The organism is Staphylococcus sp. HMSC14D10 (genome assembly GCF_001808125.1).
Lineage (GTDB): Bacteria > Bacillota > Bacilli > Staphylococcales > Staphylococcaceae > Staphylococcus > Staphylococcus haemolyticus.
This window is the reverse complement of sequence record NZ_KV792237.1, coordinates 50270-66911: the sequence shown is the minus strand read 5'-3', so window position 1 is coordinate 66911 and position 16642 is coordinate 50270. Positions and strand designations below refer to the sequence as shown.

18 protein-coding genes and 1 pseudogene are annotated in these 16642 nt (G+C 32.2%); 3 read left to right on the top strand and 16 right to left on the bottom strand.

Annotated features, from left to right (window positions below; genetic code table 11):
• Positions 1-372: 372 nt before the first annotated feature.
• Positions 373-1662 (bottom strand): annotated as a pseudogene (gene arsB / locus HMPREF3134_RS02180) (arsenite efflux transporter membrane subunit ArsB).
• Positions 1663-1881: 219 nt separating this feature from the next.
• Complete coding sequence (locus HMPREF3134_RS02175) at positions 1882-2286, bottom strand: YjdF family protein (protein WP_053024374.1); 405 nt, start codon at positions 2284-2286, stop codon at positions 1882-1884.
• Positions 2287-2582: 296 nt separating this feature from the next.
• On the opposite strand from HMPREF3134_RS02175, the gene HMPREF3134_RS02170 reads away from it, so the two are divergent.
• Positions 2583-4190, top strand: a complete 1608-nt coding sequence (locus tag HMPREF3134_RS02170) for a MutS-related protein (RefSeq protein WP_070440414.1) — start codon at positions 2583-2585, stop codon at positions 4188-4190.
• Positions 4191-4355: 165 nt separating this feature from the next.
• Positions 4356-5537, top strand: coding sequence for a DUF418 domain-containing protein (locus HMPREF3134_RS02165; RefSeq protein WP_053024372.1), 1182 nt, complete (start codon positions 4356-4358; stop codon positions 5535-5537).
• Positions 5538-5626: 89 nt separating this feature from the next.
• Here the strand turns inward: HMPREF3134_RS02165 and HMPREF3134_RS02160 are convergent, their stop codons facing one another.
• From HMPREF3134_RS02160 to HMPREF3134_RS02120, 9 genes are all read right to left on the bottom strand, one after another.
• Positions 5627-6178: a DUF805 domain-containing protein gene (locus tag HMPREF3134_RS02160; RefSeq protein ID WP_053024371.1), complete on the bottom strand. Its 552-nt coding sequence runs from the start codon at positions 6176-6178 to the stop codon at positions 5627-5629.
• Between the two features lie 137 nt (positions 6179-6315).
• The gene (locus HMPREF3134_RS02155) at positions 6316-7182 is read right to left on the bottom strand and encodes a hypothetical protein (protein ID WP_049394779.1); all 867 of its coding nucleotides are present in this window, start codon (positions 7180-7182) and stop codon (positions 6316-6318) included.
• Between the two features lie 142 nt (positions 7183-7324).
• Complete coding sequence (locus HMPREF3134_RS02150; RefSeq protein ID WP_053024369.1) at positions 7325-8329, bottom strand: N-acetylglucosamine kinase; 1005 nt, start codon at positions 8327-8329, stop codon at positions 7325-7327.
• 13 nt (positions 8330-8342) lie between these two features.
• Positions 8343-9431 carry a DUF871 domain-containing protein gene (locus tag HMPREF3134_RS02145; RefSeq protein WP_070440412.1) on the bottom strand — a complete coding sequence of 363 codons (1089 nt, stop codon included), beginning with the start codon at positions 9429-9431 and terminating at the stop codon, positions 8343-8345.
• Positions 9432-9608 (bottom strand): hypothetical protein, encoded by a 177-nt coding sequence (locus HMPREF3134_RS12355; RefSeq protein WP_240558295.1) that lies wholly within the window; start codon positions 9606-9608, stop codon positions 9432-9434.
• A 117-nt stretch (positions 9609-9725) separates the two neighbouring features.
• Complete coding sequence (locus HMPREF3134_RS02135; protein WP_053016156.1) at positions 9726-10043, bottom strand: PTS lactose/cellobiose transporter subunit IIA; 318 nt, start codon at positions 10041-10043, stop codon at positions 9726-9728.
• A 15-nt stretch (positions 10044-10058) separates the two neighbouring features.
• Positions 10059-11354, bottom strand: a complete 1296-nt coding sequence (locus HMPREF3134_RS02130; RefSeq protein ID WP_070440410.1) for a PTS sugar transporter subunit IIC — start codon at positions 11352-11354, stop codon at positions 10059-10061.
• A gap of 24 nt (positions 11355-11378) precedes the next feature.
• Complete coding sequence (locus HMPREF3134_RS02125) at positions 11379-11681, bottom strand: PTS sugar transporter subunit IIB (protein WP_011274517.1); 303 nt, start codon at positions 11679-11681, stop codon at positions 11379-11381.
• Positions 11682-11694: 13 nt separating this feature from the next.
• Entirely contained in the window at positions 11695-12546 is an 852-nt protein-coding gene (locus tag HMPREF3134_RS02120) for a MurR/RpiR family transcriptional regulator (protein WP_070440408.1), read from the bottom strand.
• Between the two features lie 188 nt (positions 12547-12734).
• On the opposite strand from HMPREF3134_RS02120, the gene HMPREF3134_RS02115 reads away from it, so the two are divergent.
• Positions 12735-13412, top strand: a complete 678-nt coding sequence (locus HMPREF3134_RS02115) for a M15 family metallopeptidase (RefSeq protein ID WP_037550859.1) — start codon at positions 12735-12737, stop codon at positions 13410-13412.
• A 21-nt stretch (positions 13413-13433) separates the two neighbouring features.
• On the opposite strand, the gene HMPREF3134_RS12350 is transcribed toward HMPREF3134_RS02115, so the two are convergent.
• From HMPREF3134_RS12350 to panB, 5 genes are all read right to left on the bottom strand, one after another.
• Positions 13434-13586, bottom strand: coding sequence for a hypothetical protein (locus HMPREF3134_RS12350; RefSeq protein WP_256262252.1), 153 nt, complete (start codon positions 13584-13586; stop codon positions 13434-13436).
• Positions 13587-13658: 72 nt separating this feature from the next.
• Positions 13659-14336 (bottom strand): hypothetical protein, encoded by a 678-nt coding sequence (locus tag HMPREF3134_RS02110; protein ID WP_256262251.1) that lies wholly within the window; start codon positions 14334-14336, stop codon positions 13659-13661.
• Positions 14337-14508: 172 nt separating this feature from the next.
• Positions 14509-14892, bottom strand: a complete 384-nt coding sequence (panD, locus tag HMPREF3134_RS02105; protein ID WP_070440406.1) for an aspartate 1-decarboxylase — start codon at positions 14890-14892, stop codon at positions 14509-14511.
• A 6-nt stretch (positions 14893-14898) separates the two neighbouring features.
• Positions 14899-15750 carry a pantoate--beta-alanine ligase gene (panC, locus tag HMPREF3134_RS02100; RefSeq protein WP_037550861.1) on the bottom strand — a complete coding sequence of 284 codons (852 nt, stop codon included), beginning with the start codon at positions 15748-15750 and terminating at the stop codon, positions 14899-14901.
• The gene (gene panB, locus HMPREF3134_RS02095; RefSeq protein ID WP_070440403.1) at positions 15743-16561 is read right to left on the bottom strand and encodes a 3-methyl-2-oxobutanoate hydroxymethyltransferase; all 819 of its coding nucleotides are present in this window, start codon (positions 16559-16561) and stop codon (positions 15743-15745) included. The genes panC and panB overlap by 8 nt, the downstream gene beginning before the upstream one ends.
• Positions 16562-16642: the final 81 nt, after the last annotated feature.

Below are 16642 nucleotides of genomic sequence, written 5' to 3'. Positions count from 1 at the left end.
CGTAAAAAAATGAGATAGACGGATCATAGACGAAACATCCGTTACCTCACTTAAGTTATTCTCACTAAACTAATCAATTATCTTTAAAAAGTATACTTCCAATTAATAGTGACGAAATATGTATATTCAACTATGTATATATCTAAGCCTTATATTACAAGGAGGTTAGACTGCACGGTGTATAAAAGTTAGCAATTAACTGTTTGAATGGTCGATTTATACATTAACATTTTGGGATGGTGAGCAATCTAACTTCTCTTGAATATACTTTACAATAGTATCAAAAAATTCAAACCCTATGTTTGTCTATTCTCAAAAGATACGTATGAATGCCTAACTGTTATTCTCATTGCGAATTATGATTTTCACCTTTTAAAAAATGAGTAATGTAAGAAATAGTCCTAGCAACGTGAAAAAGAGTACTGGAATCGTAATGACTATTCCTGTTTTAAAGTAAACGCCCCATGATATTTTGACATCTTTTTGAGCTAAAACGTGAAGCCATAATAAAGTGGCTAATGAACCTATAGGTGTAATCTTCGGACCTAAGTCAGACCCTATTACATTCGCATAAATCATACCTTCTCTAAGGATACCTGTCACTTGTGATTGATGTATTGCTATCGCATCAATTAAAACGGTCGGTAAGTTATTCATGATAGATGATAAAATTGCAGAGATAAAACCTACGCCCATAATGCTAGTAAATAAACCATGCGCAGATATAGATGCAAATATATGACCTAAGATGGTTGTAATGCCAACATTTTTAAGTCCAAATACGACTAAATACATACCTAATGAAAAAATCACGATATTCCATGGCGCACCTTTGATTACTTTTCCAGTAGAAACAACATCTGATTGGCGTGCCAAGAGTAGTAAGATAATAGCGACAATTCCGGCAATCAGAGACACTGGTACGTGTATAAACTCACTGACAAGATAACCTATTAATAATATTACTAAAACAAGCCAAGATATGCGAAATAGTTTCTGATCTTTAATCGCGGCACCAGGACTTTAAACCTTTCGAATATCAATGGTCTTTGGAATCGTTGTTCGAAAATAAATCCATAATACAATGATACTTGCTAGAAGTGAGAATATATTTGGTATTAGCATATGACTCAAATATTCTACAAATCCAATGTAGAAGTAATCCGCAGAAACAATATTCACTAAGTTACTCACCGTAAAAGGTAACGACGTTGCATCAGCGATAAAGCCACTTGCGATAATGAAAGGAAAGATCACTTTCTTACTAAATCCAAGATGACGTACCATCGCTAAAACGATTGGCGTTAAGATAAGTACAGCACCATCATTCGCAAAAAATGCTGCCACTATCGCACCGAGGAGCATAATGTAAACAAACATTCTGAAACCGTCCCCTTTAGATGCTCGAACCATATGTAATGCAGCCCATTCAAAGAAACCAATTTCATCCAGAATAAGTGAAATCAAGATGACAGCGACAAATGTTAAAGTTGCGTTCCAAACAATATCTGTTACTTCCACGATGTCAGACCAACCAACAACTCCTGTAATAAGTGCTAAAACTGCGCCTACAACAGCAGTAATTCCTATATCTAGTCCTTTAGGTTGCCAAATAACAAAAATCAAAGTAATAACAAAAACGAGAATGGCTAAAAAAGTCATCATAAACGTTCACCTACAAAATGTCGTTGATGGCGATGTGAATAATGAGTTATAGATGATATATATTTATCTTTCATATCAGTCAAATCCTCCTATGTCATCAATAAGCATATCATGAGCAATGACATGAAATCTATGTGGCAAAGTTATAAGGCGAATGATTAAATAAAAATAGAACCTCATACATATAAAATGTTTGAGATCCTATTTTCGCGAGACTCAATGTCCCTTTTTCTTTTGCTTATTTTTTTGAACTTTAAGCTGTCGTTTGCATGCTTTTGTCTGTTCTTTCTTTAATTTCTTACTCTTTTTACTTTGCACTTTTTTCATTTCTTGCTCTTTTTTGATTGCTTTTTGAGCATAAGTAGAAGTTTTAGGTTGTTTCTGTTCTTTAGCAACTTGCCTTTGTAAACGTTTAGGATTTACTTTTTTTGGTTTCTTTTTTTCAATGGAAACTTTCGTTTGATTTATCAATTCATCTAAATGACCATAAATAAAATTAAAAATTTCAGCACTATTTGGCTCAGTTCCAAAGGTAAATTTCACCAACTTAACCCTATCTTCTTCCCTATATTCAACCAATCCTATGAAAAACTGACCATCATGAAATATTGATAATTCCAATGATTGTCCCTCCTCTATATATAACTTGAAATGAGGGACGACCTGAGGAGGAAGGTTACTGACAAATGATTACATTTGCATTGGGACTACCAACCCAATTGTGTTTTTACATTTCTCTATAAGCATAACTGATGTACACTAAGAAACCAATATGAAGCAATTAAAAATTTAATCATTTCGATGTGTATAAACCTCTAATGTATGAATTGAAATTTTTTATCTTATCTACTTTTGTTAATTGCATAAAATTATGAAATAATTGTGTAGATGATTTAATTTTTATAAGGAGTTTAGTTATGAATATTTATCAGACCTATGCATTATTGGTAATCGGTATTATCATATTAGGCTTGATTGTAAATGTTGTTGTGACAATAATAGACAAGAGGAAATTGATCAACCACATACATACACTTTGGCGTAATAAGAAGCCTATTGAGAACTTCATACGCCCAAATTCCCACTTCGATTATCAATTCAAACTCAAACGTGAACAACATAACAACCTCATCGATGATAAAACGTGGTCAGATTTAAATATGGAAGAAATCTTCCATCGTAGTAACTTTAACTTCACGGCTATTGGGGAAATGCGTTGGTTTGCCACATTACGCAATATGTTTAAGGTTAATAACAAACAACTATTAGACCAATTTAATAATGATGAAACATTTAGGGTCAATGTATCTTATCATCTCGCTTCTATTGGTAAAGTGGTGTACCCTATCTTCCCTGATCAACTTAAAGCAATAAAGCGAAATAATTTATTTATGATTTGTCCATTTCTACCATTTATTGGACTCATTATTTGTTTCATTTCTCCATCAACTGGAGTACTTATAACTTTATTTTCGATTCTACTAAATATTGTATTATCCGGTACCCTGAAACGTACTTATGATCAAGATTTAAAGTCATTATTCTATACAGCGAAAGTCCTTAAGGAAGGTTATCATCTCGACCAAATTAAAGGCACACCAGAAATTAATACGAACTTTAGTCACTTTAAAGGGGCACGTTTATTTAGTGGTCTACTAGGTAAAGTGGGCGATCAAGATATCGGCGGCGCATTTATCATGTTACTCAAGATGGCATTCATGGTAGATTATTTCCTTTTTCATATCATCCAGCATACGTATTATCGATATCAAGACGAGGTAATGGCCTGCTATGACTATGTAAGCACCTTAGATAATCACTATTCATTAGCCATGTATCGACGCACATTAGACACTTATTGTGAGCCGACTGCCTTTTCAAATGAGCAAACATTAACATTCACTAATTTGATTCATCCTTTACTGGAAAATGCAGTCCCAAACGACCTCGACATTAACCACAATATTCTACTAACGGGGTCGAATGCATCAGGAAAATCAACATTTATGAAAGCTGTAGCAATTAACCTTATTCTTGCACAAACGATAGAAACTGCGACGGCGGATGCGTTTAGCTATCGTCCCGGCTTAGTTTATACGTCAATGGCTAATGCCGATGATGTTCTGTCGGGCGATAGTTACTTCATGGCTGAGTTGAAATCTATTCGTCGTCTTTTCGATATAGAGACGCATATGCCAGTGTACTGTTTCATCGATGAAATCTTTAAAGGCACGAATACAACTGAACGTATTGCAGCATCAGAATCTGTATTATCATATTTGAATCATCAACCAGAGTACAGAATTGTAGCAGCGACACATGATATCGAACTTTCAGAATTATTAAAGGACAATTATCAAAACTATCACTTTAATGAAACGATTGAAAACGATGAAATCCACTTTGATTACAAGATTAAAAAAGGTAAAGCGAATACGAGAAATGCAATTGAATTGTTGCGAATTACTAACTTCCCTAACAAAATCTACAAAAGAGCTAAGGATCAGGTTAAAGATTTGTATTAACATTGTTTAATGTAAATCATTATCTATATAAGTGGGATGATGAGATCAAATTGTGATTTTGTCACCACGCTTCTTTATAGTTTAATTGATGATTTAAGGTAGATTTAAGACGAAATTATGCTAGATTTTATCATTATTGTTTACTGTGAGTATTGAGGTGACATTATGAAACGAATTACAATTGCTGATAGTTTAAGAGGGTTCAGCTTATTAGGTATATTTCTTGCTAATCTACTTATATTTCAATTTAGTTTATCTGGCAAAGACTACATCGAACATTTCCATTTAAACCCTGTAAACCAAGGAATATTCAACCTTATCATCATACTTGTTGAAGAAAGTTTTTTACCTATTTTTGCAATACTGTTTGGCTTTTCGATGGATAAACTTTATCAGTCTATGAAATTAAAAGGATTGCCACGGCCTAGATTAAAATTATTACGTCGTGCCATTTTCTTACTTATATTAGGCTTTATCCATGCAAGTTACATATGGGAAGGCGATATATTATTGGCTTATAGTTTAGCTATGTTATGTGTAATACCTTTTATTTCACTAAGTACCAAAGCTTTCAAATGGTTTAATATTGTAATTATTTCTCTCATGCTCGTGATGGGTATTTGGTCTATGTTTGATGATTCAAAAGCGTCTACATCATCTGACAAATATGATTCAGCTTCATATATTCATAAAGTGCAAAAGATTTATACAGAAGGTAGTTATAACGATATCCATCACGTAGATGATATAGCGACATCTCCTAAATTTGCGGAGTTAGAAGATCAATTAGGTGATAATAAAGGTGCTATCTTCTTGATAGCTATACTTTTTGAAATACCATTATTCACTTTAGGAATCTTTCTTTCTAGATGTGGTTGGTTCGAGAAAGATGCAAGGCACTTTTGGTCGTCGAAACTATTTATATACCTTATTCCAGTATCTATTATTGCCAAATCAACTCTACTTTGGTTAGGCAACGACAAAATTTCAGGAACGCTTGTAGCTATATTTGGACCTGTTTTATCTTTAGGTTACATGAGTTTATTTAAATATTTATATCAACACTATGAGAAACATCCAATTTTTAAAGGTTTGGAAAATGCCGGCAAAATATCTCTTACCGTTTACATTACACAAAGTATCATTGGTACACTCATCTTCTATAGTTACGGTCTAGGATTATTTGGCAAAGATATACTCATTTACACAAGCATTTTATTCGTATTTATCTATATTGTTTTAGTGCTATTAGCAACATTGCATCAAAGACACTTCCGATATGGTCCATTAGAATATCTCCTACGCATGTTCACATATTGGAAATGGCATGTAGGTAAACGTAAATAGATATACTAAAAAGGTTCAACGTGGTTAATCATTAACTGCACGTTGAACCTTAATTTATGTTGATAAGCATATTGAATTAGAACATTGAATTATTCATAATGTCCTTTGAATTTAGGACTTTCTCCATATTTATTTTTATTAAATTTACTATTTAAGCATGTGATTACTAACTGATAAATTGAAATAGCAAATTGTACTAGAGCAAATAGGAGAATAAATAGCAATGCCCAACCATTTTCACCATTAGGGTCACTAATATTCCAAATCAATTGGACAATAAAAGATATCACACCTAATACAACTGATAAAATAGGAATAAACATCGTACGATTCGTATCATGGAAACGTCTGACTGTCATTGCTAAATTAGGAATGAATGTAATAATTGCGTATAAAACTATATAAATAATTGCGATAACTAACATAACTACGCTTACAATGGATAAAGCTTCAGATTGAAACCCTGCTGAGAGCATAATCATGATTAATGACATAATATAAAGAATCAGAGCGGGTCCATAAAATATTAAATGCCATAATTGCATAAACCAGTATTCACTTCGTCTTGAGCGACCTTTGAAATTAAAATAATTTTTCCAAAACAACTTAAATGCTTCGCCAAAACTTACTTTTGGATTCATAAGCATAAACTCCTTTGTATGATTTTAATTGCCGTCTTCCCCTTATCTTTATCGTATCATACTGCCATAATTATAAAACCCTATATAAAAAGTTCTCAAGCTAATTCAATTAACCTAAGAACTTTAGTGTGAGCTTATTAATTTTCTTGCTTTATAACTTTACCGTTAGCATCTAACTTAATAATTTTATTATTTTTAGTTTTATATGTACCTAAAATTTCTCCATCTTTATTTCGATAATTCACAATCCAATCCCCACTATGACCAACCATTTTAACATCGTCCCATAAATAGTTTGTCTTACCTACTGCAATACCTTCGAAATCTGAAATCATTTGATACACTTGGTTACGGAAATGTGTATTAACTGTTCCTGATTTCTCTAAGTATTCTGCAGATAATGGATTGTTATTTTCTTTATCTTTTTTAGATAAATTATCTACAATATTTATCTTATCAGTTAATTCTGGTAAAGCTTTGTTGTCTTTATTCGCTTTATAGACATCAATTAATTTTACTTCTTTACCTTTTCCTAATAAATCTTTGTAATCTAATGAACCAGATTGCATACGTCCGATAAAGATTTTATCATTACTAACTCCGATTAATGCTTCAAAGTTCCCTTTATTAGGTGATACATTATAGAAATTCATACCTTTTGGAGCATTTTTGATGCTATCATCGTACTTCACAAGTTTGAAATCAACTAGTTTAAAGTTTTTATTTCCAGTCGCAAGTTTGTATTCATAAATTCCAGTTAGAATTTCATTCTTAGTCAATGTATATCGGTCAACATCCTCCACACAGAAGGCAAGTGCTAATTTTTGTTTTTCAGAAAGCTTTGCTACTTCCTTTTCCAGCTTTTGGTCTTTTTTAGACTTCTTAGATTTTGTTTGTTCCGCGTTAGATTTCGTTTTAGCGCTATCTTCTTTGGAACCATCATTAGAACCACAAGCTGCAAGTAAAAGTAAAAACACCCCACACATAAATAATAGTTTCTTCATCTATGTCTCCTCATATCATTTGCATTTTTAAAATCAATTAATTATACTATATTTTATTTATAAAAGTGTACTTTGTAAATACTTATTTGAAAGTATTTCTTGCAAAAAAAGTGCTCCATTATAATTTTTGGAGCACTCTTTTTTAATATAATTTATTAATGTCGTTCCAACTATTTTCAACAGCTTGTTGAATCGTTCGAGTAAATTTATTCTGATTATTTTCTATTAAAGACAATACATAAGCTCCAATTACGGGTGGGAATTTAGGTATTATAATTTCATTACTTGGATATGTCTTCTTCAACTTAATAATAACGTTATCTTTAAACTCAAGATTAGAAAATAGACCCCCACATAATACGATAGGTGGTTTATATTGTTTTTTATCAATTGAAAGAAACGCACCCTTAACTAACTCAATCAATGAATCTATACTGTTATTAATAATTTCTATAGCAACATCATCACCATTTCGAGCAACTTCAAAAACTACTTTTGCTAATGAAGCGATATTTGATCGCATCTCTAAATTTTGATACACGTATGGAATTATATCTGTTTCATGTCTTAGACTTAAATGTTTCTTAATTGCTTCAGTTAATTGAGTAGACTTACCTCTTCCATCATAACTTTTCATTATTGCAACAAGTGCTTGCCTACCTATATCATATCCACTACCTTCATCACCTAGTACATATCCCCATCCACCAACTCTATTTAATTCATTTGTTTTCTTATTATAGCAATATGATATAGATCCAGTACCAGCTATAAGTACAATACCGGATTCTCCATATGTACCCGATGCCAAAGCACATATGGCGTCATTTTCAACAATAACTTTTATCCTATGCAATTTGTACTCTTCCAATGATTTAATGATTAAGTTTTTTTCTAATTCTCTCCCGGCACCACTTAAAGATAAATATATAGTGTTAATATCATTTAACTCTATCTTCGCTTGTGTTCTTAATATCGATATCATATTCATTAATGTCGTTTTGGCAGAATCTAGCCCTTTAACCTGTATATTTGTAGATTCAGCTATAGTATATCCAACTATTTCTCCATAGTTGTTACCAATCACACCTGCCGTTTTTGTTCCTCCGCCATCAATACCAATATAATATTTCTTATTAATATTCATTGTTAAATCAATCCTATTCTTTCACATTCAACACGAAAGATTGCCAAGGTTCTATTAAATCTAATAAAAAATGTTCATCTTCAGTAATTTTACCAATAACATTTTTCACACCACTATTTCCCATATTTTGAAGTGCTATCTGCATTTCTCCCTTATAATGACCATAAGTTTCATTACAAATTAAAATATCTCCCTTTTCAATTTTAGAAGTATTATGTGGTGGAAATTCTCTATCTTTAAAATGTACTCTACTCATTGTTGAGCGAATAACATAGTCTGAGACATCGCCACGATTAAAGTGCTCTTCTTCCAAAATAATCTTTTTTTCTAAATTTGAAATATCAGGGTTCAACTCAATATTAAGTGTAGGCATTGATAAATTAATCTTGGATAATGCATATAACTCTTCATTGGTAGCATAAGCGTTACTAATAATAATATCATCAATTAGTCCAGTCATTAATAAGTGCTTTGCTTGGACTTCAATGGGTAAATCTCTGTGGTCTTCTAATGTAGGTAATCCTTCCATTACTTTCCATGGTCCTATATTGCCATGTTGAGATGTTACGAATGCTGCAGTCGTCAATTGATGTTGCTTATATGATTCTGATGTTTCTTGAAAATGATTAAATGATAAACCTGTATATTGCTGTGGATAAAAGTTGTGACATCCAATCAAATTGTCTTTGTTAGGCTTATAATTTAGAACATCATTAATAAATGTTGCACTCGTACTTATATTTAATTCAATATACATATTTTGCTTATTATGAGTCATTTTTGCTACTTCTTGTGCTGAAAAGCCTGAATCAATTCTAATTCCAGAAACTCCCAATTGATCGAAAAATGTTAAATCTAAATTATCTATTTGAAGGTCTTTAAACACTTCTCGATTAATATCAGCTATGACCTCCATACCGTTCTTATTGGCATATTTAACAATTTCCTTAAACTTTTCAAAAATTTCACGTTCTTCTTGTTTCACAGATAGCAAATTAGTAAATATTCGTTTAAAACCATATCTCACACTATTATCAATATAATCTTTCATCATCTCTAAGTCAGATTGTGTAGGATAAATTGAGATACCTAATCGATGCATTTATTTGCCCTCCTCAGATTTATAGATAACACCTTTAATTTTTTTATTTTCAAGTAATTGTCTTGATTTTTCAAAAAATAAAATACTATTGAATGTAATCAAAAAATATATAATTATCCATCCGAATTTATTAATTTCATCGAAAATTAAAATTGGAATACCAATGATAAATGGCATAATTACTAAAAGTAACCATCTGTTAATCACTACTTTCTTAATAATCAATTGTGATAGCTTTAAGCAAAAAATTAATAGAATTAATAAACTTAATATATACAAAAGTCTCATGGAATATCACTTCTCTTCTAACTTTTTATATAGTTCAATCATCTTTTCAATTAAACTTTTTTCACTCAATGCTGTCATAAGATGGTCTTGTGCATGAATCATTAATAGCGAAGTATCTACTTTTTCACCATTAATTTCATCTTGAATTAAACGTGTTTGTGTTTTATGAGCTTCTGCCATTTCTTGCTCTGATTCATCTAAAAATTTTTTTGCTTCCTCAAAATTTCCTTCAGTAGCACTATTTAATGCTTCATAAGCTAAACTTTTCGCATTTCCTCCATGTGCAATAATTTCAAATATCTCTGCTTCATTTTTATTTTCCATAACAAGTCACCTATCCTATTCTTTTTCTGCAGAATCTTCATAAAGACTTTGTTCTTGAGCTAACATTTCACGCTCATATTTTTTAAAGAAAGGATAATAAAGCACGATTGCAATAAGTAAATTAATTAATACTAATATCAGTGCTTTCCAATCTCCGTTAGTGGCAAACAATGCACCGATAGGTCCTGGTAATGTCCAAGGTGCTAAAATTGTAATTTTTGCAATTAATCCTAATTTAAAAACAAAATACGTGATAGTCGTTAAAACCAAAGGAATAAATATGAATGGTAAAGCTAGAATAGGATTCATTACTAATGGAGTTCCAAAAATAAGAGGTTCATTTATATTAAATATGCTAGGAATAATTGAGAATCTCCCTACTTTTTTAAGATACTCTGATTTAGAGAAAACCATTAATATACACAAACTTAACGTTGCACCTGCTCCTCCAATCCAAACAAACCATTGGAAAAACGGTTCTACAACTATATTAGGAAGTTGCTCTCCAGCTGCCTTTGCGTCTATGTTTTGATCTAAAAGTGAGAACCAAATCGGTTGGAAAACAGCTCCCATAACAGCAACACCATGTATACCTGCAGCCCATAAAAGAACAATAAAGAATACTGGTATTAAAGCACCTAATAATGAATCACCTGCAAATTTGCCAAGCGGTTCAAATAGCATGTTAACAATCTTATTTAAATCTATATTTAAAATCACACGAATGAACCATGAAATGATAATAACTAAAGTTGCTGGAATTAAGGATTCAAAAGATCTGGCAACTGAACTAGGAACTTGTTCCGGCATTTTAATAGTAAAACCTGATTTAATAACTAATCGACTTATTTCTACTGCAAATATCATAGAAATGATAGCTACAAATAAACCAGAACCTCCTAAATCTGCCATAGGCAACACATATCCAACAGCATCTTTTTTAGCTAATTTATCATCTAAATTTAATGGAATATTCATCATTAGAAAGGTTGCTAATGAAAGTAAACCACCTGAAAGACCATCCATTTTGTATGATTTTGATAAATTATACCCCATACAAAACGCTGCGTATAAAGCCATTAAACCTAATGTCATTCTATTTGCGATCATTATCTTCTCAGCATGTGGTTGTACTAAATCTGCAAGATAGGGTATTGGTGGTGACGCAAATAAAGTGAAGAATGATCCGACAATAATCAATGGTAACGTTGCAATAATACCATCACGAATGGCAACTAAATGTCTTTGCTCAGATGCCTTTGCCATTGGTGTCATTAATACTTTTTCAAGCCATTGTAATATCTTTTGCATAAAACCATCTCCCAAACATTTATATTATTTATCGTATCCTTTAATTTGTTTTAAAATTTTAGGCGCACCTATTGGTGTATAACCCATTGGATCAACTACATCAACTGGTTTCCCAACTTCATCTCCCATCTTTTTAAACTTATCTAAACGATGCTTAACTTGTGGAGCAACTAGCCCTAAATCGTAATTTTCAATTTGATTCTCAAATTCCTCTGATCCAACCGCTTTAATTTCAAGATCATAATTTTCCTTATCTGCTTGTTTCTTTATTGAGTCAACAACCATTGCGCTTGACATTCCACCTGAACAAACCATAATTACTTTCATTTAAAACACTCCTCTATTTGAATTTATTATTTTTTATAGCTTTTCTTGTATTTTCTAGTTTCTGACGGTTGCTTAAATAATCATTACTAGCAATGCAAATATACAAAATATCAATGATACTTAACATTGCAATTCTTGAGCTCATTGCTCCACTTCTTTTTGCTTTTTCGGAAGAACTAACAAACAGCTGTACGTCTGATAAATTAGATATAGGATTATTACCATATTTCGTTATAGAAATTACTTTTGCACCTTTCTCTTTGGCTAACTGAGTAGAATTAACTATATCTTTAGTTTGACCTGAACTTGATATAGCAATTACTACATCTTCTGAAGAAAGATTAGCACTTAAAGTAACTTGTTCATCAAAGCTATTTCCGACATCACACCAATAATCAATACGTGTTAGTTTTTGCTTAAAATCTTGTGCAATAAGAGCTGAAGCTCCAATACCATAGATACAAGTTTTTCTCGAATTAACAATTAACTCAAAAGCATGTTTAATGTTTTCTGTTGATAAAATTCTTTCTGTATCTCTTAAAGTCTTAGTATTGTTATGAAATACAGATTGCGTAACTTCTTCAATTGAATAATCTTTATCTATTTCTGCATAACCACGTTGATAATTCCCCGGTTCGTTTAAGTCATAAGCGATTTTTAGCTTTAAGTCTTGAAAGCCCTTACATTTCAGCTTTTTTGATAACCTAACAACCGTTGCCACACTGACGTTTGTTAGGTCTGCTAGTTTTTGTACGGAATAATTAATAATTTCATCTGGATGCTCAAGAATATACTCTGCAACTCTACGTTCCGAGGGATTTAAATCGCTTAAAGATGATTCAATAATAATCAAACTACCATGCAATAAACATCACCTCTAAAAAGAATAATATTTCACTTTAATTACAATTTACAAAATATTATTACATTTGTCAAAATCTAATTTATATGTAATATTGTTATATTTCATCTTAATTCATTTGCTTTTTTATGCTAATCTTACATTGTAATGAATAATATGATATTAAAATATTTTTGGAAAGGAATTATATTGTGAAGAAGTTTCTTTCAATTTTAATTTTGAGTACCTTAATTTTATGTGCATGTAGCTTTGAACGAGACGTAGAAAATAAGAATGATCGTAATGCATCGACTAAAACTACTGGCAATGAACAAAAGAAGAAGGAAGTCATAAACGGTAGAACATACTATGACGGCATTTTAATCGTTAATAAAACAACTAAACTACCATCTGATTACAATCCTGGTGAGGAGCCTAAAGCACAACGTGCATTACAACAAATGTTTACTGATGCTGAAAGAGATGGTGTGAGTCTTTATAAGATTAGTGGATTTAGAAGTTACGAAACACAAGTGAATTTATATAATCAATATGTTGCGCGCGATGGTGAAGAAAATGCAGACCGTTATAGTGCACGTCCTGGCACTTCTGAACACCAAAGTGGGTTAAGTTATGATGTGGGTGCTATTGGATCAGATGCTAATTTACGTGAACAATTTGGAGAAACAAAGGAAGGACAATGGATTGCGCGACATGCGCATCGTTATGGTTTTATCGTGCGTTATCCAAAAGGTAAAGAACAGATCACAGGCTACCAATATGAACCGTGGCATTTGCGTTACCTAGGAAAAAACAATGCGACTAAAGTACAACAATCTGGTCAATCCTTAGAGGAATATGTTAAATATAAAGATCGCTCAGAAAACTAATATATTGCATTCTGAGCGTTTTTATATACTATTCAACTTTTTTTCTTTAACTACATTTCCATTAGCTTCGAGCTTTTGAATTTTGTCATTCATATTTCTATAAGAACCAACGATTTCTCCATCTTGATTACGATATCGTACCGACCAATCTTCATTTGAATTAAGTAGCTTCACATCTTCCTATAAATAACCTGAATCTTTTAAACTAATACCTTCAAAGTCTGCAATAATTTGATAGATTTGATTTCAAAGATGTAAACCTACTACACCCGATCGTTCTATCTCTTTATTAGACATTCCATTCTCGTCATAACTTATTTCAGGATACTTATTATCAATATGCATTTTACTTACTAATTCTGGCAAGGCTTTATTATTTTTTAAATAGACATCTTTTAAATTTACTTCTCTTCCATGTTGCATTAATTCATTATAATCACTGATTGCAGCTTGCGTTCCTCCTAAGAATATCTTCTCATTATTCACACCGATGATGGCAGCGAAACTTCGTTTGTCAGGATATACGGTGTAAAAATGCATATCTTTTGACGCATTTGTAATAGGTTTATCATATTTAACTAATGTAAAATCAACTAATTTATAGTGTTCCTCTCCAGCTGGATCTATAGGTAAATAAAATCCAGTTAAAATTTCATTTTTCGTTAATGTATATTGGTCAACATGGTCGACACAAAAAGCTAAAGCCAATTTTTCCCTTTCAGAAAAGTTAGGTATAATATCTTTGTTTTTTTCTTCATCCTTCTTTTTAATATCAACCTTATTTTGCTTTTTATTGTCTTTTGTTGTCTTAGTATCCGTTTGTTTCGTGTGAGATTCCGCTTTATTTTCTTTAGATGGTTCAAGTGTACTGCAGGCTGTTAACACTAACTTAAATGTGATGCTAAGTGATAGAAATTTTTTCATTAGCGATCCCTCTAATCTTATAACATTTTTATATAATATTATTATACTATACAAATGTTATAATTTTAGGTGATGTTTATAACACTCTGATACACAGCCCACACAAAAATCCGATAGCTTTTAAGCTACCGGATCAAATCAATTTTGTTATTCAGACTGCTGTCACACTTATTTATTTGATTATTGTTCCTTCTTTTTCATGAATCATTTGAATAATTTCATTCTTTTCATTCATAACAGCCATTTTAGGCGCATGGTCAACTAATTCACGTTCATCTAATTGAACATAGGTCATAATAATCACCACATCGTCAACTTCAACTAATCGAGATGCTGCACCATTAAGACAAATCTTGCCACTACCTCGTTCACCAGCAATAACATATGTTTCAAAGCGGGCACCATTATTGTTATTTACGATGGCTACCTTTTCATTAGGTAAAATGTCGACTGCGTCTAAGATATCGGCATCAATTGTAATACTTCCGACATAATTTAAATTTGATTCAGTCACACGTGCTCTATGAATCTTACCGTTCATCATCGTTCTAATCATAACTTACTATTCACTTCCTAAAATTATATTATCTATCAATCGTGCTTTCGAAAACTTAACAGCTAAAGATATAAAAATTTGTCCTTGTATTTCTGTCGCAACTTCTAAATCAGGGTAACTATAAATTGCAACTTCATCAATGTGACCACTTGTATATTCCGATAAATATGTCTTAATCTCACCAACAATAATATGGCTGCGTCGTTCTCCTTGTTTATACAATGTTTGAGCTATTTCTAAACTTTTACTCAAGTGAACAGCTTCTTGTCTCTCGTCGTCAGTTAAGTATACATTTCGCGAACTACGTGCAAGTCCATCCGCTTCACGTACAATATCAATACCTACAATTTCAATTGGATGATTAAAATCTTCTACCATTTTTTCAACAATTGCGAGCTGTTGTGCATCTTTCTTACCAAAGTATGCTTTATTAGGACTCATAATATTAAATAACTTGTTTACGACCGTAACTACACCATCGAAATGACCTGGACGTTGTGCACCTTCTAAGACTTCCGCTAGACGTCCTACCTTTAACGTGACACTTAGCTTGTTTGGGTACATTTCTTCTACTGCTGGATGGAATACATAATCAACATTAATTGCTTCAACTAAGGCTACATCTTGATCAATTTGACGTGGATAGGCATCGAAATCCTCGTTTGGACCAAATTGTAGAGGGTTTACAAATACACTAATTACAGTAATATCATTCTCTTCAACTGAGCGACGCATCATACTCAAATGACCTTCATGTAAGGCTCCCATCGTTGGAACAAAGCCAATCGTTTTACCTGTACGCTTCAATTCCTGTGTAATTTGTTGCATCTCAGATACAGTTTGAATCACTTTAGTCATTGTTGTTTACCTCATTCAATATCTTTTTCTTATATGTGTGGGCTTCAGCTGGAAAAGTGCCTGCCTTAACTTCTTCATCATAATGTATGATGGCATCAATTCCTACTGAAAAATCGCCAAATTGTTTTACAAATTTAGCATAGCGATCAACGCCATAATTTAACATATCGTGATAAACCAATACTTGACCGTCTGTGTCTTTTCCTGCTCCAATACCAATAACGGGTATATCTAATTGCTCACTAATTAAACCAGCTAAGTCACTTGGAATTGCTTCTAATACTAAAGCAACTGCGCCTGCTTCTTGAACTGCATGTGCCTCTTGAATTAACTGTTTAGCCGCATCTTTCGTGCTACCTTGTAATCGATATCCCATAACACCAACGCTTTGTGGCATTAATCCTAGATGCGCTACGATTGGTATTCCAATTTGTGTTGATTTCTTAATGAAATTAACTAAATGTGCACCTTCTGCTTTTAACGCATTGGCATTTGTTTCTTGATAAAGTGTTATCGCATTTTTTAAATCATGTTCATCACTTACACCAACTGCGCCAATTGGTAAGTCCACTACTACAAAAGTATCATCAGCACCTCTACGTACAGCTTTGCCGTGATGGATCATGTCTTCTAATGTCACTTGTGTTGTTGTTTCATAACCTAGTACCGTCATTCCAAGTGAATCACCAACTAAAATCATATCTATATTTGCATCCTGTGCTTGTTTGGCACTTGGAAAGTCATATGCTGTAATCATCGAAATTTTTGTTTTGTCTTGTTTCATTTCAACTAATTTTGCTAAATTTTTCATTTTAAATTAACTCCTATTATTTATGTCCACATTTTTAAACAAAACTTTATAAGTTGCTATCCCATTATTTCAATTCAATAT

Coding starts and splice junctions, on each gene's coding strand:
- HMPREF3134_RS02125 (WP_011274517.1), bottom strand. CDS start 11,681: ATGAAAGTAATTATGGTTTGTTCAGGTGGAATGTCAAGCGCAATGGTT.
- panC (WP_037550861.1), bottom strand. CDS start 15,750: ATGACTAAAGTGATTCAAACTGTATCTGAGATGCAACAAATTACACAG.
- HMPREF3134_RS02110 (WP_256262251.1), bottom strand. CDS start 14,336: ATGAAAAAATTTCTATCACTTAGCATCACATTTAAGTTAGTGTTAACA.
- HMPREF3134_RS02150 (WP_053024369.1), bottom strand. CDS start 8,329: ATGAATATTAATAAGAAATATTATATTGGTATTGATGGCGGAGGAACA.
- HMPREF3134_RS02165 (WP_053024372.1), top strand. CDS start 4,356: ATGAAACGAATTACAATTGCTGATAGTTTAAGAGGGTTCAGCTTATTA.
- HMPREF3134_RS02130 (WP_070440410.1), bottom strand. CDS start 11,354: ATGCAAAAGATATTACAATGGCTTGAAAAAGTATTAATGACACCAATG.
- HMPREF3134_RS02170 (WP_070440414.1), top strand. CDS start 2,583: ATGAATATTTATCAGACCTATGCATTATTGGTAATCGGTATTATCATA.
- HMPREF3134_RS02155 (WP_049394779.1), bottom strand. CDS start 7,182: ATGAAGAAACTATTATTTATGTGTGGGGTGTTTTTACTTTTACTTGCA.
- HMPREF3134_RS02145 (WP_070440412.1), bottom strand. CDS start 9,431: ATGCATCGATTAGGTATCTCAATTTATCCTACACAATCTGACTTAGAG.
- panD (WP_070440406.1), bottom strand. CDS start 14,892: ATGATTAGAACGATGATGAACGGTAAGATTCATAGAGCACGTGTGACT.
- panB (WP_070440403.1), bottom strand. CDS start 16,561: ATGAAAAATTTAGCAAAATTAGTTGAAATGAAACAAGACAAAACAAAA.
- HMPREF3134_RS12355 (WP_240558295.1), bottom strand. CDS start 9,608: ATGCCATTTATCATTGGTATTCCAATTTTAATTTTCGATGAAATTAAT.
- HMPREF3134_RS02135 (WP_053016156.1), bottom strand. CDS start 10,043: ATGGAAAATAAAAATGAAGCAGAGATATTTGAAATTATTGCACATGGA.
- HMPREF3134_RS02160 (WP_053024371.1), bottom strand. CDS start 6,178: ATGAATCCAAAAGTAAGTTTTGGCGAAGCATTTAAGTTGTTTTGGAAA.